19 protein-coding genes and 1 tRNA gene are annotated in these 21,988 nt (G+C 27.0%); 13 read left to right on the top strand and 7 right to left on the bottom strand.

What is annotated here, in order from left to right:
* The first annotated feature begins 121 nt into the window (after window positions 1-121).
* From IQC44_RS06725 to IQC44_RS06745, 5 genes are all read left to right on the top strand, one after another.
* Window positions 122-1,675: a 2-isopropylmalate synthase gene (locus IQC44_RS06725; protein ID WP_198305581.1), complete on the top strand. Its 1,554-nt coding sequence runs from the start codon at window positions 122-124 to the stop codon at window positions 1,673-1,675.
* A 34-nt stretch (window positions 1,676-1,709) separates the two neighbouring features.
* Window positions 1,710-2,030 (top strand): thioredoxin family protein, encoded by a 321-nt coding sequence (locus tag IQC44_RS06730; protein WP_198305582.1) that lies wholly within the window; start codon window positions 1,710-1,712, stop codon window positions 2,028-2,030.
* Window position 2,031: 1 nt separating this feature from the next.
* Entirely contained in the window at window positions 2,032-2,451 is a 420-nt protein-coding gene (locus IQC44_RS06735) for a heme-binding domain-containing protein (RefSeq protein ID WP_198305583.1), read from the top strand.
* Complete coding sequence (locus tag IQC44_RS06740; RefSeq protein ID WP_198305584.1) at window positions 2,451-5,408, top strand: MutS-related protein; 2,958 nt, start codon at window positions 2,451-2,453, stop codon at window positions 5,406-5,408. Before IQC44_RS06735 ends, IQC44_RS06740 begins: the two co-directional genes overlap by 1 nt.
* 96 nt (window positions 5,409-5,504) lie before the next feature.
* Window positions 5,505-6,188, top strand: a complete 684-nt coding sequence (locus IQC44_RS06745; RefSeq protein WP_198305585.1) for a TIGR02117 family protein — start codon at window positions 5,505-5,507, stop codon at window positions 6,186-6,188.
* Between the two features lie 89 nt (window positions 6,189-6,277).
* Here the strand turns inward: IQC44_RS06745 and IQC44_RS06750 are convergent, their stop codons facing one another.
* From IQC44_RS06750 to IQC44_RS06770, 5 genes are read right to left on the bottom strand one after another with little or no spacing between them, the layout of a single operon-like run.
* Window positions 6,278-8,926 carry a phosphoethanolamine transferase gene (locus IQC44_RS06750; protein WP_198305586.1) on the bottom strand — a complete coding sequence of 883 codons (2,649 nt, stop codon included), beginning with the start codon at window positions 8,924-8,926 and terminating at the stop codon, window positions 6,278-6,280.
* 8 nt (window positions 8,927-8,934) lie between these two features.
* Window positions 8,935-9,687: a M15 family metallopeptidase gene (locus tag IQC44_RS06755; protein ID WP_198305587.1), complete on the bottom strand. Its 753-nt coding sequence runs from the start codon at window positions 9,685-9,687 to the stop codon at window positions 8,935-8,937.
* Window positions 9,677-10,753: a chorismate synthase gene (gene aroC / locus IQC44_RS06760; RefSeq protein WP_198305588.1), complete on the bottom strand. Its 1,077-nt coding sequence runs from the start codon at window positions 10,751-10,753 to the stop codon at window positions 9,677-9,679. The genes IQC44_RS06755 and aroC overlap by 11 nt, the downstream gene beginning before the upstream one ends.
* Window positions 10,750-11,430, bottom strand: coding sequence for a ribonuclease III (rnc, locus tag IQC44_RS06765; protein WP_198305589.1), 681 nt, complete (start codon window positions 11,428-11,430; stop codon window positions 10,750-10,752). Before rnc ends, aroC begins: the two co-directional genes overlap by 4 nt.
* A 52-nt stretch (window positions 11,431-11,482) precedes the next feature.
* The gene (locus IQC44_RS06770) at window positions 11,483-12,532 is read right to left on the bottom strand and encodes a tetratricopeptide repeat protein (protein WP_198305590.1); all 1,050 of its coding nucleotides are present in this window, start codon (window positions 12,530-12,532) and stop codon (window positions 11,483-11,485) included.
* An 81-nt stretch (window positions 12,533-12,613) separates the two neighbouring features.
* Between IQC44_RS06770 and dnaG the strand changes: the two genes are divergently transcribed.
* The 6 genes from dnaG (at window position 12,614) to fmt (ending at window position 17,823) form a co-directional block, all read left to right on the top strand.
* Window positions 12,614-14,275, top strand: a complete 1,662-nt coding sequence (gene dnaG, locus IQC44_RS06775; protein WP_198305591.1) for a DNA primase — start codon at window positions 12,614-12,616, stop codon at window positions 14,273-14,275.
* Window positions 14,276-14,355: 80 nt separating this feature from the next.
* Complete coding sequence (rplU, locus tag IQC44_RS06780; RefSeq protein ID WP_198305592.1) at window positions 14,356-14,673, top strand: 50S ribosomal protein L21; 318 nt, start codon at window positions 14,356-14,358, stop codon at window positions 14,671-14,673.
* A gap of 28 nt (window positions 14,674-14,701) precedes the next feature.
* Window positions 14,702-14,959, top strand: a complete 258-nt coding sequence (gene rpmA / locus IQC44_RS06785) for a 50S ribosomal protein L27 (RefSeq protein WP_066159888.1) — start codon at window positions 14,702-14,704, stop codon at window positions 14,957-14,959.
* 73 nt (window positions 14,960-15,032) lie between these two features.
* Window positions 15,033-16,118, top strand: a complete 1,086-nt coding sequence (gene obgE / locus IQC44_RS06790) for a GTPase ObgE (protein ID WP_198305593.1) — start codon at window positions 15,033-15,035, stop codon at window positions 16,116-16,118.
* 12 nt (window positions 16,119-16,130) lie between these two features.
* A complete protein-coding gene (gene proB, locus IQC44_RS06795; RefSeq protein WP_198305594.1) occupies window positions 16,131-16,892 on the top strand; it encodes a glutamate 5-kinase in 762 nt (253 codons plus the stop codon).
* Window positions 16,893-16,923: 31 nt separating this feature from the next.
* On the top strand, window positions 16,924-17,823 hold the full coding sequence (gene fmt, locus IQC44_RS06800; RefSeq protein ID WP_228286282.1) for a methionyl-tRNA formyltransferase: 900 nt from the start codon (window positions 16,924-16,926) through the stop codon (window positions 17,821-17,823).
* A gap of 20 nt (window positions 17,824-17,843) precedes the next feature.
* On the opposite strand, the gene IQC44_RS06805 is transcribed toward fmt, so the two are convergent.
* Window positions 17,844-17,927, bottom strand: a tRNA-Leu gene (locus IQC44_RS06805).
* A gap of 80 nt (window positions 17,928-18,007) precedes the next feature.
* On the bottom strand, window positions 18,008-18,319 hold the full coding sequence (locus IQC44_RS06810) for a F0F1 ATP synthase subunit C (RefSeq protein ID WP_198305596.1): 312 nt from the start codon (window positions 18,317-18,319) through the stop codon (window positions 18,008-18,010).
* Window positions 18,320-18,486: 167 nt separating this feature from the next.
* On the opposite strand from IQC44_RS06810, the gene IQC44_RS06815 reads away from it, so the two are divergent.
* A complete protein-coding gene (locus tag IQC44_RS06815; RefSeq protein ID WP_198305597.1) occupies window positions 18,487-20,550 on the top strand; it encodes a hypothetical protein in 2,064 nt (687 codons plus the stop codon).
* A gap of 84 nt (window positions 20,551-20,634) precedes the next feature.
* Window positions 20,635-21,987: an imelysin family protein gene (locus IQC44_RS06820; protein ID WP_198305598.1), complete on the top strand. Its 1,353-nt coding sequence runs from the start codon at window positions 20,635-20,637 to the stop codon at window positions 21,985-21,987.
* Window position 21,988 lies beyond the last annotated feature (1 nt).

Consider the following 21,988-nt stretch of genomic DNA (forward strand, 5'->3'; position numbering starts at 1 on the left):
CTTCTCTTAAAAAAAACACTCTAATTATAAATTTATAATTAAATAAAATTCCAACAAATCTGTTTTTCTTTTTTTATATAAAAAAAGATATAATCAATTAAGAAATGAAAAGGTAAATATTATGGATAAAAATAAAATTATTGTATTTGATACTACTTTAAGAGATGGAGAACAAAGCCCAGGTTGTTCTATGAATACAGAAGAGAAATTAAGAGTTGCTTTACAGTTAGAAAAATTAGGAGTTGATGTTATAGAAGCTGGTTTTGCAGCTGCAAGTCCTGGGGATTTTGATGCAGTTAGTCAAATAGCAAAAATTATAAAAAATGCAAGTATTTGTTCATTAAGTCGTGCTATAGAAAATGATATAAAACAAGCAGGATTAGCAGTTTCTCATGCTCCAAAACATAGAATTCATACATTTATAGCAACAAGTCCAATTCATATGAAATATAAATTAAAAATGTCTCCAGATGAAGTTATAAAAAGAGCAGTTCACGCAGTGCAATATGCTAGAACTTTTGTAGATGATGTTGAGTTTTCTTTGGAAGATGCTGGAAGAAGTGAAATTCCTTTTATGAAAGAGGTTATGGACGCAGTTATAAGTGCTGGTGCAAAAACTATAAATTTACCTGATACTGTTGGATATAGATTACCAACAGAATTAGGTGCAATGGTAAAAGAGTTAAGCACTTATGCAGGTGAAAGAGCAATAATTTCAGTTCACAATCACAACGATTTAGGTTTGGCTACGGCAAATACTTTAGCTGCTGTTGTAAATGGTGCTAGACAAATAGAAGTTACAATAAATGGTTTGGGTGAGAGAGCTGGGAACTCTGCATTAGAAGAGGCTGTTATGGCTATAAAAGTGCGAAAAGATGTTTTTGGAGATTTATATACGGGTATAAATACACCAGAAATTTATGCAACTTCAAGATTGGTTGCCACAATTACAGGGGTTGAGCCACAACAAAATAAAGCAATAGTTGGTAAAAATGCCTTTGCACACGAAAGTGGAATTCACCAAGATGGTGTTTTAAAACATCAAGAAACATATGAAATTATGAGACCAGAAGATGTTGGAGTTATCAAAGATAGCACTTTAATTTTAGGAAAACATAGTGGAAGAGCAGCATTTAAAGATAAAATTGCACAATTAGGTTTTGATAGTGTAAGTGATGAGGAGTTAAATGCAGCATTTGAAAGATTTAAAGTTTTAGCCGATAAGAAAAAAGATATAACAGATGATGATGTAAGAATGTTAATCACTGATGAAGCTTTAAATCATGATAAAATTTTTGAATTAGTTGGTTTACAAATAAGTGACTGTTCAAGCGGTATGCCAATGGCAGCTGTTTCAATTAAATATAAAGATGAAGTTTTAAAAGATGCTGGTTTAGGTGATGGAACTATGGATGCAATTTTTAAAACAATCGATAGAATGACAGGATATAGTGGAGAGCTAAAAGATTATAAAGTAATATCAGTTAGCGAAGGAAAAGATGCACTAGCAAAAGTTACAACAAGAGTAAGTTTTGATGATACAACACCAGCATTTGTGGGACATGGTTTAAGTATTGATACTATGTTAGCAACTGCAAAGGCATATCTAGGTGCTTTAAACTCATATTTAGCTCAAAAAGATAGACTTACAAAAAACTGTGGACATCAGGTATAAAAAGATAGGTTTTCCTATCTTTTTATAGAATATTATGCAAAAAATAGATAACAAAGAAGAGTTAAACACTGTTTTAAAAACAAATAGTGCAGTTTTACTATATTTTAGTGGAAAATCATGCTCTGTTTGCCATGTTTTAAGACCAAAAATAGAAGATAGTTTACAAAAGAATTTCCCTTTAATAAAGCCTATTTTAGTAGAAGATAGTTTAGAAATAAGCACACATTTTACAGTTTTTTCAAACCCAACAATAATAGTTTTTTTTGAAGGTAAAGAGTTTAAAAGATATGGAAGAAATATTAGTTTAGATATTTTTAATAGTGAAATAAATAGAATTTATAAGATGGTATTTTAAGATGAAATTGGCACTTTTGATTATAGCTTTGGTTTTTGTACTTATGCAGTTTATAAGACCCGATAAAATAGAGTATATAGAAAATAGCCCAGCTGAGATAAAAGCTGATGAAAATATAAAAATTATACTAAGAAAAGCTTGTTATGATTGCCATTCAAATGAGATTAAATATCCTTGGTACTCAAATGTTGCTCCTTTTTCTTGGGTTGTTATAAATCACACAAAAGAGGGTGTTAGAGCTTTGAACTTTTCAGATTGGGAAAATTATAATTATGTACAAAAAAATGAAAAATTAAAAGCAATTTATAGGACAGCTCATTCATCTATGCCCCTTCCTGCATATACTTTAGTTCATAAAGATGCAAATATTTCAAAAGATGAGCGAAAAATGATTAGAGATTGGACTGGAGTGCGACAATAGTGAGAGAAGAGGTTGCTTTTTTACTTGAAAATAGAAGTGAACTTCTAACAACTACTTATTTTAAATTACAAGAACTTTTTGAACAAAAATATGGACAAAATGCCCTTGTTCTTATGGAAATAGGAACTTTTTTTGAAGTTTATGAAGTAAACAACGAAAAAGAGAAAATTGGAAAAGCAAAAGAAATAGCTGAACTTTTAAATATCCAACTTACAAGAAAAAATAAATCAATACTTGAAAACTCTAAAGAAAATCCAATAATGGCTGGAGTTCCAGCAATATCTTTTGAAAAACATTTAGCTAGGATTATTGCTGAACAAAAATATACTATTGCAATTATACGGCAAAAAGGTATTCCTCCCAATGTAAGTAGATATTTAGATGTTGTTGTAAGTCCTGGAACTAACTTTGATTTTATTGTAGATCAAGATGACAATTTTATAACTTCAATAGTAATTGATCAAATAAGAGGAAATTATTTAATAGGTTATAGTGCAATAGATGTAACAACTGCAAAGTGTTATTACAATGAAGTTTTTGGAACGGCTGAAGATAAATTTTTTGCTCTTGATGAAGTTTTTAATTATATGAATATGCATAAAACTAGCGAAGTAATTGTTACAATTGCTGATAAAAATATAAATTCTAAAGAGATTATAGATTATTTAGAGCTAAATTTAAAAAGCTATCATTTAAGAAACTTTAGACCAAAAATTTCATATCAAAATGAACTTTTTAAAAATGTTTTTAATATAGAATCACTTTTAACCTCAATTGAGCATTTAGATATGGAAAGAACTCCACTATCTAGCGAATCTTTGGCAATTTTAATTGATTTTGTAATAGCTCATGATAGTGCAATTATTCAAAAATTATCAAATCCAATAAAACTAGATGTTAGCAGATATATCTATTTAGGTAATAATGCACTAGAACAACTAAATATAATCGACACAACTCACAACCCAAGTTTGATAAAATTAGTAAATAATACTTCAACAGCTATGGGAAAAAGGCTTTTAAAAGAGAGATTAACAAACCCAATTAAAGATACAAAAGAGCTAAGTAGAAGATATAATTTATCACTTGAACTTTATGATTATCACACTCCAATAGAAGGTGAATTAGCAAATATTTATGATATAGAAAGACTTACAAGAAGAATAAAACTAAGTAGGCTTCACCCTTTTGAGTTGAACTATCTTTATGACTCTTTAATAAGTATAAAAGAGATTGTTAAATTTATGGAAAACTATAAATTTATAACTCCACCATGTAGCAGTGCTGAAATAGATAGCTTTATAAAATCAATAAATAGTACTTTTGACTTAAGTATAAGTGGAAGATTTATGCTAAAAGATGTCGATACAAATATGATAACAAGTGGAATAAATCTTCAAATTGATGAGTTAAATGAAGAAAATGATAGGCTTATATCAAAATTGGAGCTTATAAAAGAGCATATTTTAGGTTTTATAAAAAGTGATGATAGCAATTTTGTAAGTATAAATAGACTTGATAAAGAGGGCTTTTTTCTATCTTTGACAAAAAATAGATACAACTTAATAAAAGATGAACTTCTAAAATCTCATATAATAATAGATAATGAACTACTACTTTTTAAAGATTTTTCTATAAAAACTCAAACAAATTCTGTAAAAATTTCTTGTAGATTAAGTGATGAAATTTCAGATAAATATGTTCATAATCTTAGAAAAATTGTAGAGATAAATAAGCTAGTTTTCAAAGAGAAACTTATTGAGCTTGAGAAAAAGTTTGCCATACTTTTAGAAGAGTTAGTTCAATTTATAGCTGAAACAGATTTAACAATTTCAAATATAAAAACAGCAAAAAAATATAATTATACTTGCCCAAAAATAGTAAAAACAAAAGAAGATGAGAATTTTTTAGAACTTATAGATTTGCGACATCCAATAATTGAGAGCAATGAAGAGCAAGGAATTTATGTTCCAAATGATATTATTTTAGGGGAATTATCTTATGTTTCAAAAGAGAATAAAGATAATTTAATAGTAAAAAATTCAAATCCTATAAATCTTACAAGCAATAAAATGCACGGAATTTTACTTTTTGGTATAAACTCTTCTGGAAAATCATCTTTAATGAAAGCTATTGGAATAAGTGTTATTTTAGCACAAGCTGGATTTTTTGTGCCTTGTAAATCTATGAGATTTTCAATATTTGACTCAATCTTTACAAGAATTAGCGGAGCTGATAACATTGCAAAAGGCTTATCTAGTTTTGCAGTTGAGATGATGGATTTAAAAAATATTTTTAATCGTGCAAATAAAAAATCTTTGATTTTAGGAGATGAGATAAGTCATAGTACTGAAACTTTAAGTGGGCTTAGTATTGTTGCAAGTGCTATTTTAAAACTGTCAAAACTTGAAGCACTTTTTGTATTTGCTACACATTTACATCAACTTCCACAAATTCCGCAAATTGAGAATCTAAAAAATATTATTTGTCTTCATTTGGCTGTTATGTACGAAGATAGCGAAGATAAGTTGATTTTTAATAGAAAATTATCTTATGGAAGTGGTTCATCTATATATGGATTGGAGTTTGCAAAATCACTTCATATGGATAGAGAGTTTTTAAATACTGCAAATGAGATTAGAAAGAAATTAGCAGATGATTACACAAAAATTGAGCGAATTTCGCAAAAACAATCTTCAAAATATAATAACAATTTATATACAAGTACTTGTGTGATTTGCGGTCGTGCTTGTGAAGAAGTTCATCATATAATTGAGCAGTCAAAAGCTGATGAAAAAGGTTTTATTGGGCATATAAATGCAAACCATAAATACAATTTAATTCCACTTTGTAAAACACACCATAAAATGGTTCATGATGGAAAAATCAATATAAATGGCTTTGTAGCAACATCAAAAGGTTTGGAGTTGCATTATACAAGTTTGGAAAATGAGTAATATCTTATATAAAAGTAGAAATAATATTCTTTTTAACCATATATTTATAAAAAAAATATAAAAATAATAAAATTAATTTACGAAAAAGTGGGCTTTATGATTAAAAATCTTATAAAAAATATCTTTATTTTCTTCTTATTTATAATTTTTTTAGTAGTAATCTTTTTTATAGTTGAATTTATTTTTGCAAGAGTTACAAATGAGTATAAAACCTATTCAAATTTAGAATATGAGATGTATTTAAAATCAAATGGTGTTCATACAGATATTATTTTACCACTTGATAATAATATTATCTATTGGGCAAAGCTTTTCCCATTTGAAAATACTCTTAGCAAAAGTAAAGATTTTAACTATATCTCTATAGGTTGGGGCGATAAAGGCTTTTATTTAGATACTCCTACTTGGAGTGAACTAAAAGTTAGTACAGCCTTGGTTGCAGGTCTTGGAATTGGCTCAACTGCTTTTCATATCACATATTATAAGGATATAGAAGAAGATGATTTGACTATAAAAGTACCAATTTCAAAAGAGCAGTATGCTTCAATAGTTTCAACTGTAAAGAAAAATTTACAATATGAAAATGGAAATGCTATAAATATCAAAACAAAAGCTCAATATGGAGAAAATGATGCTTTTTATGAGGCAACTGGAAGTTATAGTATTTTTCACACTTGTAATACTTGGACAAATAATACTTTAAAAGAAGCAGAGCTTCCATCTTCAAAATGGCTAGTTTTTGACAAAGGAATTTTGTATCAGTATAAAAAGTTTAGATAGATATGGCTATTTTATAAAACAAAAAAGCAACCCTTGACCAAAGAGTTGCTTTAAGCCCGTATTGTATTCAAAAAAACTTTACTATACTCTTAATCAAAGTTTGATTTATATTCAAGTGAATAAAGTTTATTACTAAATTTAGATATATTTTGATTTCTTATATCTTTTATGAAATTTTTACTATCAAAAGGAGTTTTGATTTTTATAATTTCATTACTATTTAAAATTAGTTTTGATTTTATATCAAATTTTGTAGAGATATTATCTAACTCTTTTAAACTCTCTTTTGAAGCTTCAATATGTATAAAATCTATATTTTCTAAATTTATACTATTTAAAATATCTTCAAAAAATAAAGCTTCATTATCTTTGATAACTAATTTTTTATCTTTATTTAAACTTAGTTTTAAGCCAAAAGATTTAAATCCAAACTCTATAATATCGTTTAATTTACCTAAACTATTAATACTATTTATAATAAATTTATCATTTATACTATTTTCTAAAAGATAATCAAAATTCTTTCCTTGCCAATAGATAAAATTATCATTTTGTGCAAATTTTATTTTTCCATGAAGTGTTGAAGCCTCTTTTTCATTTATAAAATATTTATTTGAACTTAAATCAAAATCAGCTTTGTATAAAGGAGTTTTTATATCTGTAATACCTATTAAAGTATCATATAATCTATCATTTGAGAAATATCTATTTTTATTTTCTAAAATATTTTCATATTTTTCAAAATATTTATCTTTATAATCTTGTGAAAACCAGATAATAAGAGGAATTTGTGTCATATTAAAAGTGAATTTTCCAGGGTCATGAGCATAGGCTTTAAAAACCTCTTCAGCATGATCTGGCATATAAATCAAGGCATTAACACCTTCTTGTTTTTTTATACTTTCAATCATAGAAGATACTACAAAATCGTTATATAAAACACTATTATCATAGCAATTTACAAAGTTTTTAATATCTTTTTTTGAAGCTAAATTTTTTCCAAAAGTTTTATCATCTAAATCATCATTATAAACTCTATACTCTTTTGGAAATCTTTGGCAATAGGCAAGATGACTGCCCATTAGATGTATGAAAATTGCTCTATTTTTTGAGCTTTTTGTCTCTAAAAATTTATCTAAATATTTTATTAGTTCCCCGTCATAGTTTTGTGTTCTAGTTGTTGTTCCTATTGAGTTATTTATACTTATTGTTTCATCTGTATTTGAAGCAATTATTGATACAAGATTATCCCAAGCTCCTAATAGATTTTGATTTGTTAGCCAAATTGTCTCAAAATTTGCTTTTTTCAATATATCAACAATCGAAGCTGAATCAAAATATTTTTTACTACTTCCAATATAAGCTTCAGTTAGAGCTAAAGATAGAGTACTCATAGTTAAAACATGATTTGAAAAAACATTATTAAATTTTAAAATTTCACTATTTTCATATAGTTTTTGTAAATTTGGAGTAGTTTGTCTAGGATAACCATATAGTTGCATATGTCTTTTATTTAAAGACTCCCCAATTACAAAAATATATGTCTCTCCAATTTTCTCTTTTGAAGCTTCAAAGTTTTCATTAAAATTCTTTTTATTTTGAATATCTTTAAATGTCTCAAGCTCCTTTATATAAGTATTATAATGCTCTTGTATAAAATTAGGAAGCTTCATATTATCTATATATGAAATTGCTATTATTGAAGTGCTTACTATTAAAATAAAAAGTGTTGTAAAATCAAAGCTTCTAACTTTACTATTTCTATGCCACCAAGATATATAAAATAAAAATATTAAAGAAAAAATAATAAATAAAATAGAACCAATAGGAACAAAACTAGTTATAAACTCCATACTTTCACTTGTATTTGATTGGAAAATTGAATAAAGAGCCTCTTTTTCTAGTGGAATATTAAATGCCAATTTATAAGAGATAAACATCAAAGGAACAAAAGCTAAAACAAAAAATATTAAAGCTGTAAAAATAGCAATTATACTTGCAATTTTTATATTTTTTGAGAAGTTGAAAATTAGAGCTAAAAGTAGGGCTATTGCTATTAAAATCCCACTATTTGCCAAAAGTGATTTTATATCTATTTGATTAAAAGTAGTGTATTCAGCATAAATTGCTAATAAAAATATTGTATAAATCCCTAAAGTTATAGCAGCTTGATTTTTCCTAAATGTTAAAAATAGAACCAAAAGCCATAAAAAAAGTGAAGAAATTAACAAAAAAATATCACTAATTGCTATTTTTTTTATATTTAATTTTGCCCAAGTTTGGTTATCTGCATTTATTGATGCTACAAGTTTTATTTTATCGTTTGGTGTTAAATAATCTTTTATAATTAATGATTTATCACCAGTTTTAACAATATCTTTTTCTAAAAGCTTATCATTTTTAAAAATCTCAAATAATATATCTCCATCAATATAATCTTCTTGAGCATAAATTTCAAGCTTTACAAAAGAGCTTTTTAAAAAATTTATATTTAAAATTACAGACTCTTTTTCTCCAGCTTTAATATTAAAAAGTTCATCTTTTACCTGAGAAATATTTGAATTTGGATTATTTTCATTTACTCCTAAAATTTCAAAATTTATATCATTTTTTTCAATAGTTTTAAAATTTGTAGGATTTGTAACGAAAATAAAGGTAAAAAAAACAAAAAAACTCCAAAATCCTATCCATCTTTTTGAGTATTTTTTCCCTCTAGGAATATTCATATTAACTATCAAAAATTCTCCTAATTTAAAAGTTCAGGTCTATATTCAAAGTGCATAGTATCATAGTGATACCAGTTCCCACCCCAAATAAAGCCATATTTTTCAAAAATTTTTACAATCTCTTTTGGGATTTGATTTTTGTAACTTGCAATTTTATCACTTTTTTTCTCCCAAAGCCAATAATTTGAATATTTTGTATTTAAATCTATTGATATTCCAAAACTATGACTACTTAACCTTTTTGTTTTACTAATTGTTCTATATTTATAAGTTCCTGCAATATTTGTAAGATATTTTTTATACTCTTTTGGAAGAACATCCAGTTCTTTACTGATATTTGCTAGTTTTTTATCAATATTATTTATTTTTGTAACAAGAATAGTTTTATTTTCACTTTTTTCAAGCCATTTTATTTTTACGAGATTTTTTTCTATCTCTTTTTTATTTTGTCCATACATTTTTTTAAAAAATTCTTCATTTCTAAATCTTCCTGCATCATCATTTTGTGTTGGAATAAAGTTTATATCATCTTCAACTTTTACATATTTCATACTCATTTGCTCTTTCAAAGAGGAGTTATTTAATCTATCCTCATAGTTTGAATATGTTTTATCGTCAGAAAATAAGAGTTTTGAACCATCTTTAAAAAATATAAAATTATCTTCATATTTTTCCAAAAAATCTGGATAAGCAAGGATTAATCTCTTTGCTAAATCTTCAGATGCAAAGAGATTTAAAGAGAAAAACAGTAAAAATATAAACCTACTTAGCATATATTTTTTTAATATTTTCAACTTTTGATGACATATTTAAAAGTAGTAAATCAGCAAGAACTATTGCCATCATAGATTCAGCAACCACACTTCCTCTTACAGCCACACAAGGATCGTGTCTTCCTTTTAGCTTACAAGCTACTTCATTTCCATAAATATCAACTGTATCTTGCTCTATAAATATTGATGGAGTTGCTTTGAAATATACTTTTACATTTATATCATCTCCATTTGAAATTCCACCTAAGATTCCGCCACTATGATTTGTTTTAAATCCAGTTTTTCTTATTTGGTCGTTGTTATCATAACCTTTTACTTTAGAAGCTAATATTCCATCACCAATTTCAACTGCTTTTACAGCATTTATTCCCATCATAGCATTTGCTATTTGAGAATCAAGTTTATAGTAAATTGGTTCACCCAATCCAATAGGGCAATTTTTTACATTTATAAGTGCAACTCCACCCACACTATTGTGAGAGTTCTTAGCATCTAAAATAGCTTTTTTTTGCAACTCTTCAACACTCTTATCAAGTGCATATATTGGGCTATTTGCCACTTGTGAAAAATCAAAGCTATTTGCTTCTATTCCATCAATTGCACAAATTCCACTTTGCACTTTTATATCAAGTTCATTTAAAAGTAGTTTTGCAATAGCACCTGCAGCAACTCTTGCACTTGTTTCTCTAGCACTACTTCTTCCACCACCTCTATAATCTCTTATTCCATATTTATTAAAGTATGTAAAATCAGCATGTCCTGGACGAAATAAATCTTTTACATTTGAGTAATCGCTAGATTTTTGATTTTCATTATAAATAATCATAGCAATACTTGTACCTGTTGATAAACCTTCAAAAACTCCACTTAAAATCTCTACCTTGTCGCCTTCATTTCTTTTTGTAGCAAACTCATTTTGTCCTGGTTTTCTTCTATTCATTTCATTTTGAATAAAATCTAAATCGATTTTAAGTCCAGCTGGAACTCCATCAACTATGCAACCAAGTGCAACACCGTGAGATTCTCCAAAAGTTGAAAATCTAAATCTATGTCCAAAACTATTCAATTCTCTTCCTCTCTTAGCTTTTCAATAGCAATTTTTGCAACTGCTTGTTGTGCTAATTTTTTACTTTTTCCACTAGCTTTTCCATAAGTTTTTCCATCAATTTTTATAGATACCTCAAACTCTTTTTTGTGATCAGGTCCATAAGATCCTTCAATAATATACTCAGGTATAGAGGCAAATCTAGCTTGAGTTATCTCTTGAAGAGCTGTTTTATAATCGCTAAAAAGTACATCAAGGTTTATTTTGTCGTAAGATTCTTCAAGAAGTTTTAGAATAATTGGTTTTAAAGTTTCTAAACCACTTTCAAGGTATATAGCTCCCATAATTGCTTCAAAAGCATCAGATAAAATAGATGATTTTGTTCTTCCTTTGTTTCTCTCTTCGGCATTTGAAATATAGATATAATCACCAAGTTTTATCTCATTTGCAAGTTTTGTAAATCCTGTTTCATTTACCAAACTAGCTCTTATTTTAGATAGTTCACCCTCATTTGATTTTGGAAATTTTGTATATAAATACTCTCCAACAATTAAGTTTAAAACAGCATCTCCTAAGAACTCTAATCTTTCGTTGTTGTATGGTTTTTTGAAACTTTTATGTGTAAGTGCTTCGATTATCAGATTTTTATTTTTAAACTGATAATCCAAACACTTTTCTAGCTTTGAATAATCACTCAATTTTGATCCTTTATTATTTTTTTTAAGATTATAACACAAAATATATTTTATCTTATTGTAAAGAGTTATTTGAAAGTTCAAAACCTTTTGTTAGATGATGTTTTACTTCAAGGCTTAAAACCGTATGACAACTAGGACATCTTGCTTCAAAAAAAGGATGAGAATGTTTGCAAGAGTTACAAATAAATTCAAAATTTAAATTTGTTTTTATCTCTTTTTTATGGTTATTTATTAAAATTAAAATATTTAAATCAAAATCACTACTCTCATTTACACTATTTATATAGCCTTTTGCACAGTAGAGTTCATTTAAAAATTCGCTATTTTTTATTTTATTAAAATCTATATCTTCTTTTCTTTGATACCATAAAATATCAATTAATTTTTTACAATCAAAAATATCTATGTTATTAAATAGAAACTCTTTATTAAACTGAATTAAAAATGTTGCAAAAATTCTTTGTATAATCTCATTTTTTTTAAAAATTTCAAATAAAAGTTCTGTTCTTTTTTCATTTGATAAAATAGAATCATTTAGGATTAAAAGAGTTTCATAATAAACCCTATCAATTTTCACATCAACATTTAGCTCACCTAAAGCTTCAGTTATCTCTTTTGCTTTTTTATAATCTTTTAATTTTTCACACACAAGCATAAGACTTTTTAGAACATTTTTATTTCTTGGAGAGAATTTTAGTATTTTTAAAAAAATCTCTTTTGATCTTTGTAAAAAACCACCTTTTAAGTAAGTATTTCCTAAAAGCTCAAGAAGTTCCTCTTTTTTTACTCTATCTTGGACAACTTCAAGCAAAGATAAATATACATTAGTTGCTCTATTATAATCACCTTTATGCAAAAATGTAGATGCCAAAAGTAAAATAGAGTCAAAAGGAAGATTGTAAGTTTTGTATAAATTTATATAGTCGGTCTCTTTTAATTTTCCTAATTCAAATCTCTTTGATAGTTTCCTATAATCTTTTCTTGCTGTTTTTTCTTTGTATATACTGTATGAATATGTAATAAAAGAGATGAAAAATACGAGAAAAACAACTAAAATAACCCCCAAAAGTGGGTCCCTATACTCCAAAACCAAATTATCCAAGAGAAACCTTTTTAATTTAATAATAAAATATGATGCTAACATAAAAGTTCATATAAAATAATAAAATAGTATAATCAAACTATGATAAAAAAAGAGTCAATTGAAAATTTAAAAAACTATTTAGATGTTGTAGATGTAATTTCACAATTTTTGGATTTAAAAAAAGCTGGTGCAAATTTTAAAGCTTGTTGTCCATTTCACGGTGAAGATACACCATCTTTTGTTGTAAGTCCAGCAAAACAAATATATCACTGCTTTGGTTGTGGTGTTGGTGGAGATAGTATTAAATTTTTGATGGAGTATGAAAAACTTTCATATCCAGAAAGTATTGAAAAACTAGCAAGTATGTATAACTTTAGTTTGGATTATGAAACTTCTAGCGAAAAAGTAAGAGATACAAAAGTTTTAGAAGATATAAAAAAATTTTATCAAAATATCTTTTTCTCAAATAACTCTATGAAAGAGTATGTTAAAAATAGGGGAATTTCTGATTTTTCAGCTGAAAAATTTGAAATAGGATATGCAAGTAGTTCAACTGACACAATTAATTTTATAAAATCAAATCACCATAATATAAACGATGCAATAGAATTTGGAATTATAGATAAAGGTGAAAATGGACTTTATTCAAGATTTATAGATAGAATAATTTTCCCTATATACTCAATTACTGGAAAACTTGTTGGTTTTGGTGGAAGAACGACAACAAACCATAGTGCAAAATATATAAACTCCCCACAAACTCCAATTTTCAATAAATCAAAGCTTTTATATGGTTATCATTTGGCAAAAGAAAAAATTTATAAGTCAAAACAGATAATTGTTTGTGAAGGTTATTTAGATGTAATAATGCTTCATCAAGCAAGATTTAATAATGCTGTTGCAACTTTAGGAACAGCTTTAACAAAAGAGCATTTGCCACTTTTAAGAAGAGGAGAACCAAAGGTTATTTTAGCTTATGATGGCGATAAAGCAGGGCAAAATGCTGCTTTTAAAGCTTCTGTAATGTTAAGTCAAAGTGAATTTGATGGTGGAGTTGTTATTTTCAAAAATGGGCTTGATCCTGCTGATATGGTAAAAGAACAAAGAATTGAAGAGTTAAATAATATGTTTTTAGAACCAATTGCTTTTATACCTTTTGCAATAGATTATATAGTTGATAAATATGATATAAATGAACCAATTCAAAAACAAAAAGCATTAAATGAGACAAATGAGTATTTGCAAAGTCTCTCTTTACTGAATCAAGATGAGTACAAAAGATACATTGCTCAAAAATTAAATATTCGAGAGAATTTAGTAAAAATAGTAAATTCAAAAAATAGAGTAAATGAAAAAAATACAATAAAAATTGATATAGCAGAACTTTGCATAATAAAATCTATTTTAGAAAATCCCAAAAGATTGGATATGGTTTTAGATATTGTTGATGCTTCAATGTTTGAATATCATAAAGATGAGTTTATGTTACTTTTAACAGATATAAACGATATAAAACTAAATCAAATCTCTTTAAATGATAAGTTAGAAAATTATGATGATGAGAGACTAAACCAAGAGCTTTTAATTTTACTTCATAAATTTTATTCAAATAAGTTAATTTTTGTAACACACGATAAAAATTTAGATTTTAACCAAAAAATTATGAAGATAAAAATCATAAAAGATAACCTAAAACAGTTAAAAGATGGAAAACTTGTAAGTTATAATCTTGGGCTTAAAGAAAGTTTAATAAAATCTTAGATATTATTCCCGTTCGAAAAATGCAAATTAGTATAAAAACCAAGCCTAGTTATGCTTATAAATAAGAAGAGGATATGAAGATGTACGCAATTATCAAATGTGGTGGGAAACAATATAAAGTATCAGAAGGTGATATTATAGATATTGATTACACTGGTAAGGCTGCTAAAGAGACTTTAGAAATTACTGATGTACTAGCAGTTAATAATGGTGAATTAAAAACTGGAACTGCTGTATCAGGTGCAAAAGTTGAAGCAGTTGTAGTTTTAGATGGAACAGGTGTAAATAGAGATAGAAAAGTTGTTATTTACAAAAAAAGAAGAAGAAAAGATTCTAAATTAAAAAGAGGTTTCAGAAAAAGCTTCACAAAAATTAGAATTACAAAAATTGCTGCTTAAGCATTAAAAAAATTTAAGGAGAAAAATTATGGCTCACAAAAAAGGTCAGGGTAGTACTCAGAATAATAGAGATTCAGCTGGTAGAAGACTTGGTGTTAAAAAATATGGTGGTGAAGTTGTAAGTGCTGGAAATATCATTATTAGACAAAGAGGAACTAAAGTTCACTTAGGAAATAATGTTGGTATGGGAAAAGATCATACAATCTACTCTTTAATTGATGGTGTTGTTAAATTTGAAATTAAAGATAAAAAAAGAAAAAAAGTTTCTGTTTACGCAGCATCGTAAATTAGAGATTTAGTTTTTTTATAAAGGGTGTATGCTTTGCCATACACCCTTTTTTTATTTGTAAAGGAAAACTATGTTTATAGATAGTGCAAGATTTAGTGTAAGTAGTGGAAAAGGTGGGCAAGGTTGTGCATCTTTTAGAAGAGAGAAATTTGTTGTTCAAGGTGGTCCTGATGGTGGAGATGGAGGGAAAGGTGGAGATGTTTACTTTGTTGTAGATAGCAATACTGATACTTTATCTTTTTATAAAGGAAAAAGAGTTTTTAAAGCTGATAAAGGTCAACCAGGAATGGGAAGACAAAAAACAGGAAAAAGTGGTGAACATCTTGTTTTGATTGTACCACCAGGGACTCAAATAATAGATGATGAAACGAATGAGATTTTATATGACCTTTTAGAAGATGGTGAAAAATTCTTGTTTATTGAAGGTGGGAAAGGTGGACTTGGAAATGTTCACTTTAAAAACTCAAGAAATCAAAGACCTACTTATTTTCAACCAGGACTTCCAGGGATTACAAAAAGCATAAGATTAGAACTTAAACTTATTGCTGATGTTGGCCTTGTAGGTTATCCAAATGTTGGAAAATCTACTTTAATTTCTGTAACATCAAATGCAAGTCCAGAAATAGCAAACTATGAGTTTACAACTTTAACTCCAAAACTAGGAGTTGTAAATGTTGGAGATTATAACTCTTTTGTGATGGCTGATATTCCAGGAATTATTGATGGTGCAAGTGATGGAAGAGGGCTTGGGTTAGAGTTTTTAAAACATATTGAAAGAACAAAAACTTTACTTTTTACTATTGATGTTGCAAATTATAGAACTATGATTGACCAATACAATGTTTTAAAAGAGGAACTTTTAAAATTTTCTACAGAGTTGGCAAAAAGAGATTTCGCAATAGTTTTAACAAAAATAGATGCATATTATGGAGAGGATTTACAAGCTGATATAAATGAGTTCTTAAAAGCTTTAAATCTTGAAGTTTCTAAAACAAATGAGTATAAATTTGATGAGAACTTACCATATTTTGTTCAAGATTTAATATTTAATAAAAAAGATAGTACAAAACCATATTTTGTTTTACCAATATCTTCACTAAATAAGACAAATATTGCACCATTAAAATTTGCACTTTATACAATGCTAGGAAAATAGAGAAGGTAAGTTATGAAAAGATTAGTTATAAAAGTAGGAACTGCTGTTTTAACTCAAGGTGAGGAGTTGGCTTTTCAAAGAATGAAAAATCTTGTAAAGCTAATTTCTACACTAAAAAATGAGAAAAATATTGATGTTATTTTAGTAAGCTCTGGTGCTGTTGGAGCTGGATATACATCTTTAAAACTTGATAAAACTATTTTAGCAAACAAACAAACTCTTGCAGCTATTGGGCAACCAAAACTTATGAGAACTTATCAAGAGATGTTTGAAGAATACGATATAACAGTTGCTCAAATGCTTTTTATTGCAGATGATTTTGATTCAAGAAAAAGGTCAAAAAATGCAAAAAATGTTATGGAAATTTTGCTAGAAAACAAAGTTTTACCAATTATAAATGAAAATGATGTAATAGCAACAGAAGAGTTAATAGGTGATAATGACCAATTAGCAGCCTTTATAACACACTATTTTAAAGCAGATATGCTTGCAATTTTAACAGATATTGATGGATATTATAATAAAAATCCAAGAGAGTTTAGTGATGCTAACTTGCAAAAAATTGTAAGTGAAATAAGCGAAGAAGAGTTAAATAAAAAACCTAGTGCAAATTCACAATTTGCAACAGGAGGAATAGTAACAAAACTAAAGGCAGCTGATTTTTTAATGCAAAAAAATATTCCAATGTACTTAAGTAGTGGTTTTGATTTGACAAATGCTTATGATTTTTTAGTAAACAATAACCATAATAGTGGAACAATTTTTAAAAAATAAGGAGAATATTTTGAGTAAAAAAGTTTTATTTATGGGAACACCATCTTATGCAACAGAAATTTTAAAAGAGCTATTAAATAGCTCTTATGAAGTTGTTGGAGTTTTTACACAAGAGGATAAACCAGTTGGTAGAAAACAGCTTTTAACTCCACCAGATATAAAGCAATATTGCCTTGATAATAATCTTGATTTTCCAATACTACAACCAAAAAAACTAAAAGATAATCTAGCAGCTTATATTGCTATAAGAGAGTTAAATCCTGATTTTATAGTTGTTGCTGCTTACGGTCAAATTTTGCCAAAAGAGATTTTAAGCCTTGCTCCTTGTATAAATCTTCATGCTTCAATATTGCCATCTTACAGAGGGGCTAGTCCTATTCAAGAGGGGATTTTAAATGATGATGAGTATCTGGGAGTTACTTCTATGTTTATGGAAGAAGGGCTTGATTGTGGCGATATTTTGGGATATTCATATTTGAAAAATGATAAAAATATGCTTGTAAGTGAAGCATTTGAAAAGTTATCAAATCTTGCAGCAAAACTTACAATCACAACTTTAGATAATTTTGAAAATTTAAAGGCGATAAAACAAAATAATAATAGTGCAAGTTTTTGTAAAAAGATAAAAAAAGAGGATGGTGAAGTTGATTTCTCTAATGCAAAGAAACTATTTTTAAAATACAAAGCATACTCATTTTGGCCAGGAGTTTTCCTAAAATCCGAGCTTAAACTAAAAGATATAGAGTTATTAGAAGATAGTTCAAAAAATATTGCTGGAGAGATTTTAAGTATAGAGAAAGATTTTATCGTTGTTGCTTGTGAGATAGGAAGTTTAAAGATAAAAACTCTACAAGCACCATCTAAAAAAGAGATAAAAGCTACTGAATACTTAAAAGGTCAAAGATTAAATATAAAAGATATTTTAGAATAAGATTATAAGTTTTATATAAATGGTGCGGCTGACGAGACTTGAACTCGTACAGCTGTTGCCACTACCACCTCAAGATAGCGTGTCTACCGTTCCACCACAGCCGCATTTATGAATAAGAAAAGAAAAAAGGTCAAGAAGAAAACTTCCTGACCTAAGATTTATTAAATCTGTTGTGATTTAACTATTATAGGAATGGGTTTGCATATAATGCAATCATAGCAATAACAAGTGCATAAATAACTTGTGCTTCGATCATCGCTAATGCAATGAACATTGTTGTCATTAATTTTCCACCTAAACCTGGGTTTCTTGCAGTTCCAGCAATAGTTGCAGCTGCAGTATTACCCATACCAATAGCACCACCAAGAGCAGCTAGACCTAATCCGATACCAGCAGCTACTACAGAGTAAGCTTTTAAAGTTTCATTAACAACTGCTTCATCAGCAGCAAATGCAAAACCAGCGATAGCTAGCATTAAAAGAACGATTTTTTTCATTTCTTTTCCTTTTATAAAAATATTTCAAAGTAAATTCGGCTTGCGTATCCCTACTAAGTACTTTGACGGCTATGATTATAAAAAAATATTGCTAAATATTAGCTAAAACAGAAAAATATTATTATTTCTTTGTTATAATTTTCAATATTATTAAAAAAGGCTTTTTTATGAAGAAAATTTTTATATCACTTATTATTATAATATTATTAATTATTTTGGCAATTTTTGGCTTATTTTTTACAAAATATGGAAATTCCTTTATATCTACATATATAGAAAATAGGGTAAATAGTGAACAAGATAAAGTAAAATTAAAGGTAGAAAAATTAAATTTTACATTTAAAACCTTTGATTTTAATGCAAGTATTGATGATAATTCTTATATTAATATAAATGGTGGCTTTGAAATCTTAAAAAAAAGAGTTGATTTAAAATATGATATAAAAATAAATGATTTAGAAAATATAAAAAATTTAATTAATATTGATTTAAAAGGAGCTTTTTTTACAAATGGAACTTTTATAGGGGATAAAAATAGTTCAATAATAAATGGAGTTTCAAATTTTGCAAGTGGAGAGACAGTTTATAATATAAATTTAGTTGATTTTGAACTAGATAAAATTTTAATAAATTCTAAAAATTTAAAAGTTGAAGAGTTATTGGAACTTTTAAAAGAACCTATATATTCTAAAGGTATTTTAAATATTGATGCAAATATTAATAATTTTAAAACAAAAAATCTAAGTGGTAATTTAAAAGGAAATATAGAAAAAGGTATTTTAAATAATGAAGTTATAAATAAAGAGTTAAATCAAACTTTATCATCAAATATCTCTTTTGATGCAAATATAAATAGTGATTTTTCGCAAAATAAAGTAATTTCAAATATTGACTTTAAAAGTTCTTTATTAAATTTGATATTTGAAAAATTTGAATTAGACTTAACAAATAAAAACTATTTTGGTAATTTTCAACTTTTGGTTAAAAACCTTGAAAGATTAGAGGGGTTTACTGGTAAGAAATTAAAAGGAGAGCTTGAAAGTCAAGGAATTTTAAAATCTGAAAATAAAAATATTAATATTTCTGGATCTTCAAATATAATTGAAAGTAAGATAAATTATAATCTTGATATGAAAAATAGTTCATTAAGTAATCTTACATTTAATATTGAAGGTGCAAAGATTGAAAAACTTTTAAAACTTTTGGATGAACCAGTTTATGCTGTTGGGCATTTTGATGCCAAAGGTAATATTAAAAATATTAAGGATTTAAGTGGAAATACCTTTGTTAAATTTAATAATGTAAAGATAATAAATGAAGTTGTAAATGCAGTTTATAATCAAAATATAAAAGAGCAAATTGTATTAAATAGTAAAATTGATACAAAATTTGAGGATAATAAAGCAATTTCAAAAATTGAAGCAATATCAAATGTTGGGAATTTGAATATTGATGAGTTGGTTTATAATTTAAAAGATGAAAACTTATTTGGTAAATATATTTTTGTAACTAGTGATTTATCAAAATTAAAAGATTTCACAAAGATGGAATTAAGAGGAGATATTAAATTAAATGGAGATATAAAAACTGACAAAGGTAGGCTATTTTTGGATGGAAAATCTACACTAGCAGGTGGTAACTTTGATTTTATTTTAAATGATAATCTTTTAAATGCAAATTTAAGAAATTCAAATATGAAGAGTATTATGTATTTAATAAAACAAAAAGAGAAATTTGATTCAAATGTAGATTTAAGTTTAAACTACAACCTTTTGACAAAAAAAGGTGATTTACTTGGTAATTTTTTAAATGGCCATTTTCTTGAAAATGATTTTACAAAACTTGTAGGTCAATTTACAAAAGTTGATTTGACAAAAGAGATTTATGAAAATTCAAAATTAACTACAAAAATTGATGACAAACTTCTAACTTCAAACCTTATAATGCAAAGTCCAAAAAGTAAATTAGAGATATATAATTCAAAAATTGACTTAGAAAAAAATACTATATATGCAAGAATTGATACTCAAATTAAAGATAATAAATTTGCAGTTATTTTGGAGAATGATTTAAATAATCCAACTTTATCTTTTGATGTTAAAGATATTTTAGAAAAAAAATTAGATAAAAATATAGATAAATTGGGTGAAAAGTTAAATAAAGTTTTAGGTAAAGATAAATCTGATGAGAGTGGAAAAGAGATTTTAAAAGGGCTAAAAGGTTTATTTTAAAACATCTTGATAATTGTTATCATTTTAAGTAAAGTCAAAGTTTTTTTTTGATTTAATTTCCAAATCAAAAATAAAGGAATTTTTATGAAGTTTGGAAAAAAAATATTAGTAAGTTTATCACTTTCTGCTGCTTTAGCTTTAAGTGCATCAGCTAATCAAAAAAGTGAAAATAGTTCTACAATTCAAGTAAAAAGTAACTCATCATTTCTTGAAAGTTATGCAAATATTGCATTAGACAACTATAGTAATGCTTTAAAAGATGCAAAAGCTCTTCAAGTTGCTATTGATAGTTTTGTAGCTAATCCTACTCAAGAAGGTTTAGACAATGCTAAAAAAGCTTGGTTACAATCAAGAGAATCTTATGGAAGTACAGAAATATTTAGACTTTCAAATGGTCCAATTGATGCAGAAGAGGGATGGATTGCAAGTTCTTATGGAAGCTTAGAAGGGCAAATTAATGCTTGGCCATTAGATGAAAATATGATTGACTATACAATTGATGCAGATGGAAAAAGAACAAGTGGAAATATTATTGATACTGTTGGAAAATTTAATCCTGGTGGTGAAGAGTCAAAAGAGGTTGATGTTACAAAAATCACTGTTGAAGCTTTAACTGATTTAAATGAAAATGGTGGAGAAGCAAATGTAAGTACAGGTTACCATGCAATTGAGTTTTTACTTTGGGGACAAGATCAAGATTATAACAACTTCTTAGAAGATAAAGTTACAAATGGAGCAATGACAGCAGGTCTTAGACCTCTTAGCGATTTTACAACAGATGCAAATAAAGATAGAAGATTAGATTACTTAAAGGTTGTAACAGAAAAATTAGTTCAAGATTTAGAAACTGTTAAAAGTGCTTGGGAAAAAGATATAAAAGGTGATGCAGGACTTTATAGAGCTGCACTTTTAGGAAAAATCAAAGGTAAAAATAAAGATAGAAATCTTTCAAAAAAAGAGGCTATGCAACAAATCATTGCTGGAATGGGTGTATTTATAAAATCTGAATTAGCAAATGAAAGAATTGCTGTTGCAGTTTTAACTCCTAGTGAAGAAGATGAACACTCTTGCTTCTCTGATAATACTCATAGAGATTTAGTAAAAAATTATGAAGGTTTCAAAAATATTTTAACTTCTACTTATAATGGAAAAAAATATGGTGAATCTTTACTTGACTCTTTAAATAAAGATGATAAAGATAGAGTTTTAAAATTAATGTCTGATATTGAAGAAAAAATTGCAAGTGTAGATAAAGTTGCAAAAACTGAAGCTCACTTTGATTATCAAATTAGACCAGAAAATCCTCAATCAAAAGTTTTAGTAAAACTTAAAAATGAGCTTAGAAAACTAGGTGATGAGATGGTAACAGTTGCAAAAGCAAATAATATCAAATTAACTGAAGATGATGTTACGGATCCTGAAGAGACAAAACTATAAA

It is taken from the genome of Arcobacter vandammei (assembly GCF_016106035.1).
Classification (GTDB): domain Bacteria; phylum Campylobacterota; class Campylobacteria; order Campylobacterales; family Arcobacteraceae; genus Aliarcobacter; species Aliarcobacter vandammei.

Coding starts and splice junctions, on each gene's coding strand:
- IQC44_RS06725 (WP_198305581.1), top strand. CDS start 122: ATGGATAAAAATAAAATTATTGTATTTGATACTACTTTAAGAGATGGA.
- IQC44_RS06730 (WP_198305582.1), top strand. CDS start 1,710: ATGCAAAAAATAGATAACAAAGAAGAGTTAAACACTGTTTTAAAAACA.
- IQC44_RS06735 (WP_198305583.1), top strand. CDS start 2,032: ATGAAATTGGCACTTTTGATTATAGCTTTGGTTTTTGTACTTATGCAG.
- IQC44_RS06745 (WP_198305585.1), top strand. CDS start 5,505: ATGATTAAAAATCTTATAAAAAATATCTTTATTTTCTTCTTATTTATA.
- IQC44_RS06755 (WP_198305587.1), bottom strand. CDS start 9,687: ATGCTAAGTAGGTTTATATTTTTACTGTTTTTCTCTTTAAATCTCTTT.
- dnaG (WP_198305591.1), top strand. CDS start 12,614: ATGATAAAAAAAGAGTCAATTGAAAATTTAAAAAACTATTTAGATGTT.
- rplU (WP_198305592.1), top strand. CDS start 14,356: ATGTACGCAATTATCAAATGTGGTGGGAAACAATATAAAGTATCAGAA.
- rpmA (WP_066159888.1), top strand. CDS start 14,702: ATGGCTCACAAAAAAGGTCAGGGTAGTACTCAGAATAATAGAGATTCA.
- obgE (WP_198305593.1), top strand. CDS start 15,033: ATGTTTATAGATAGTGCAAGATTTAGTGTAAGTAGTGGAAAAGGTGGG.
- proB (WP_198305594.1), top strand. CDS start 16,131: ATGAAAAGATTAGTTATAAAAGTAGGAACTGCTGTTTTAACTCAAGGT.
- fmt (WP_228286282.1), top strand. CDS start 16,924: ATGGGAACACCATCTTATGCAACAGAAATTTTAAAAGAGCTATTAAAT.
- IQC44_RS06810 (WP_198305596.1), bottom strand. CDS start 18,319: ATGAAAAAAATCGTTCTTTTAATGCTAGCTATCGCTGGTTTTGCATTT.
- IQC44_RS06815 (WP_198305597.1), top strand. CDS start 18,487: ATGAAGAAAATTTTTATATCACTTATTATTATAATATTATTAATTATT.
- IQC44_RS06820 (WP_198305598.1), top strand. CDS start 20,635: ATGAAGTTTGGAAAAAAAATATTAGTAAGTTTATCACTTTCTGCTGCT.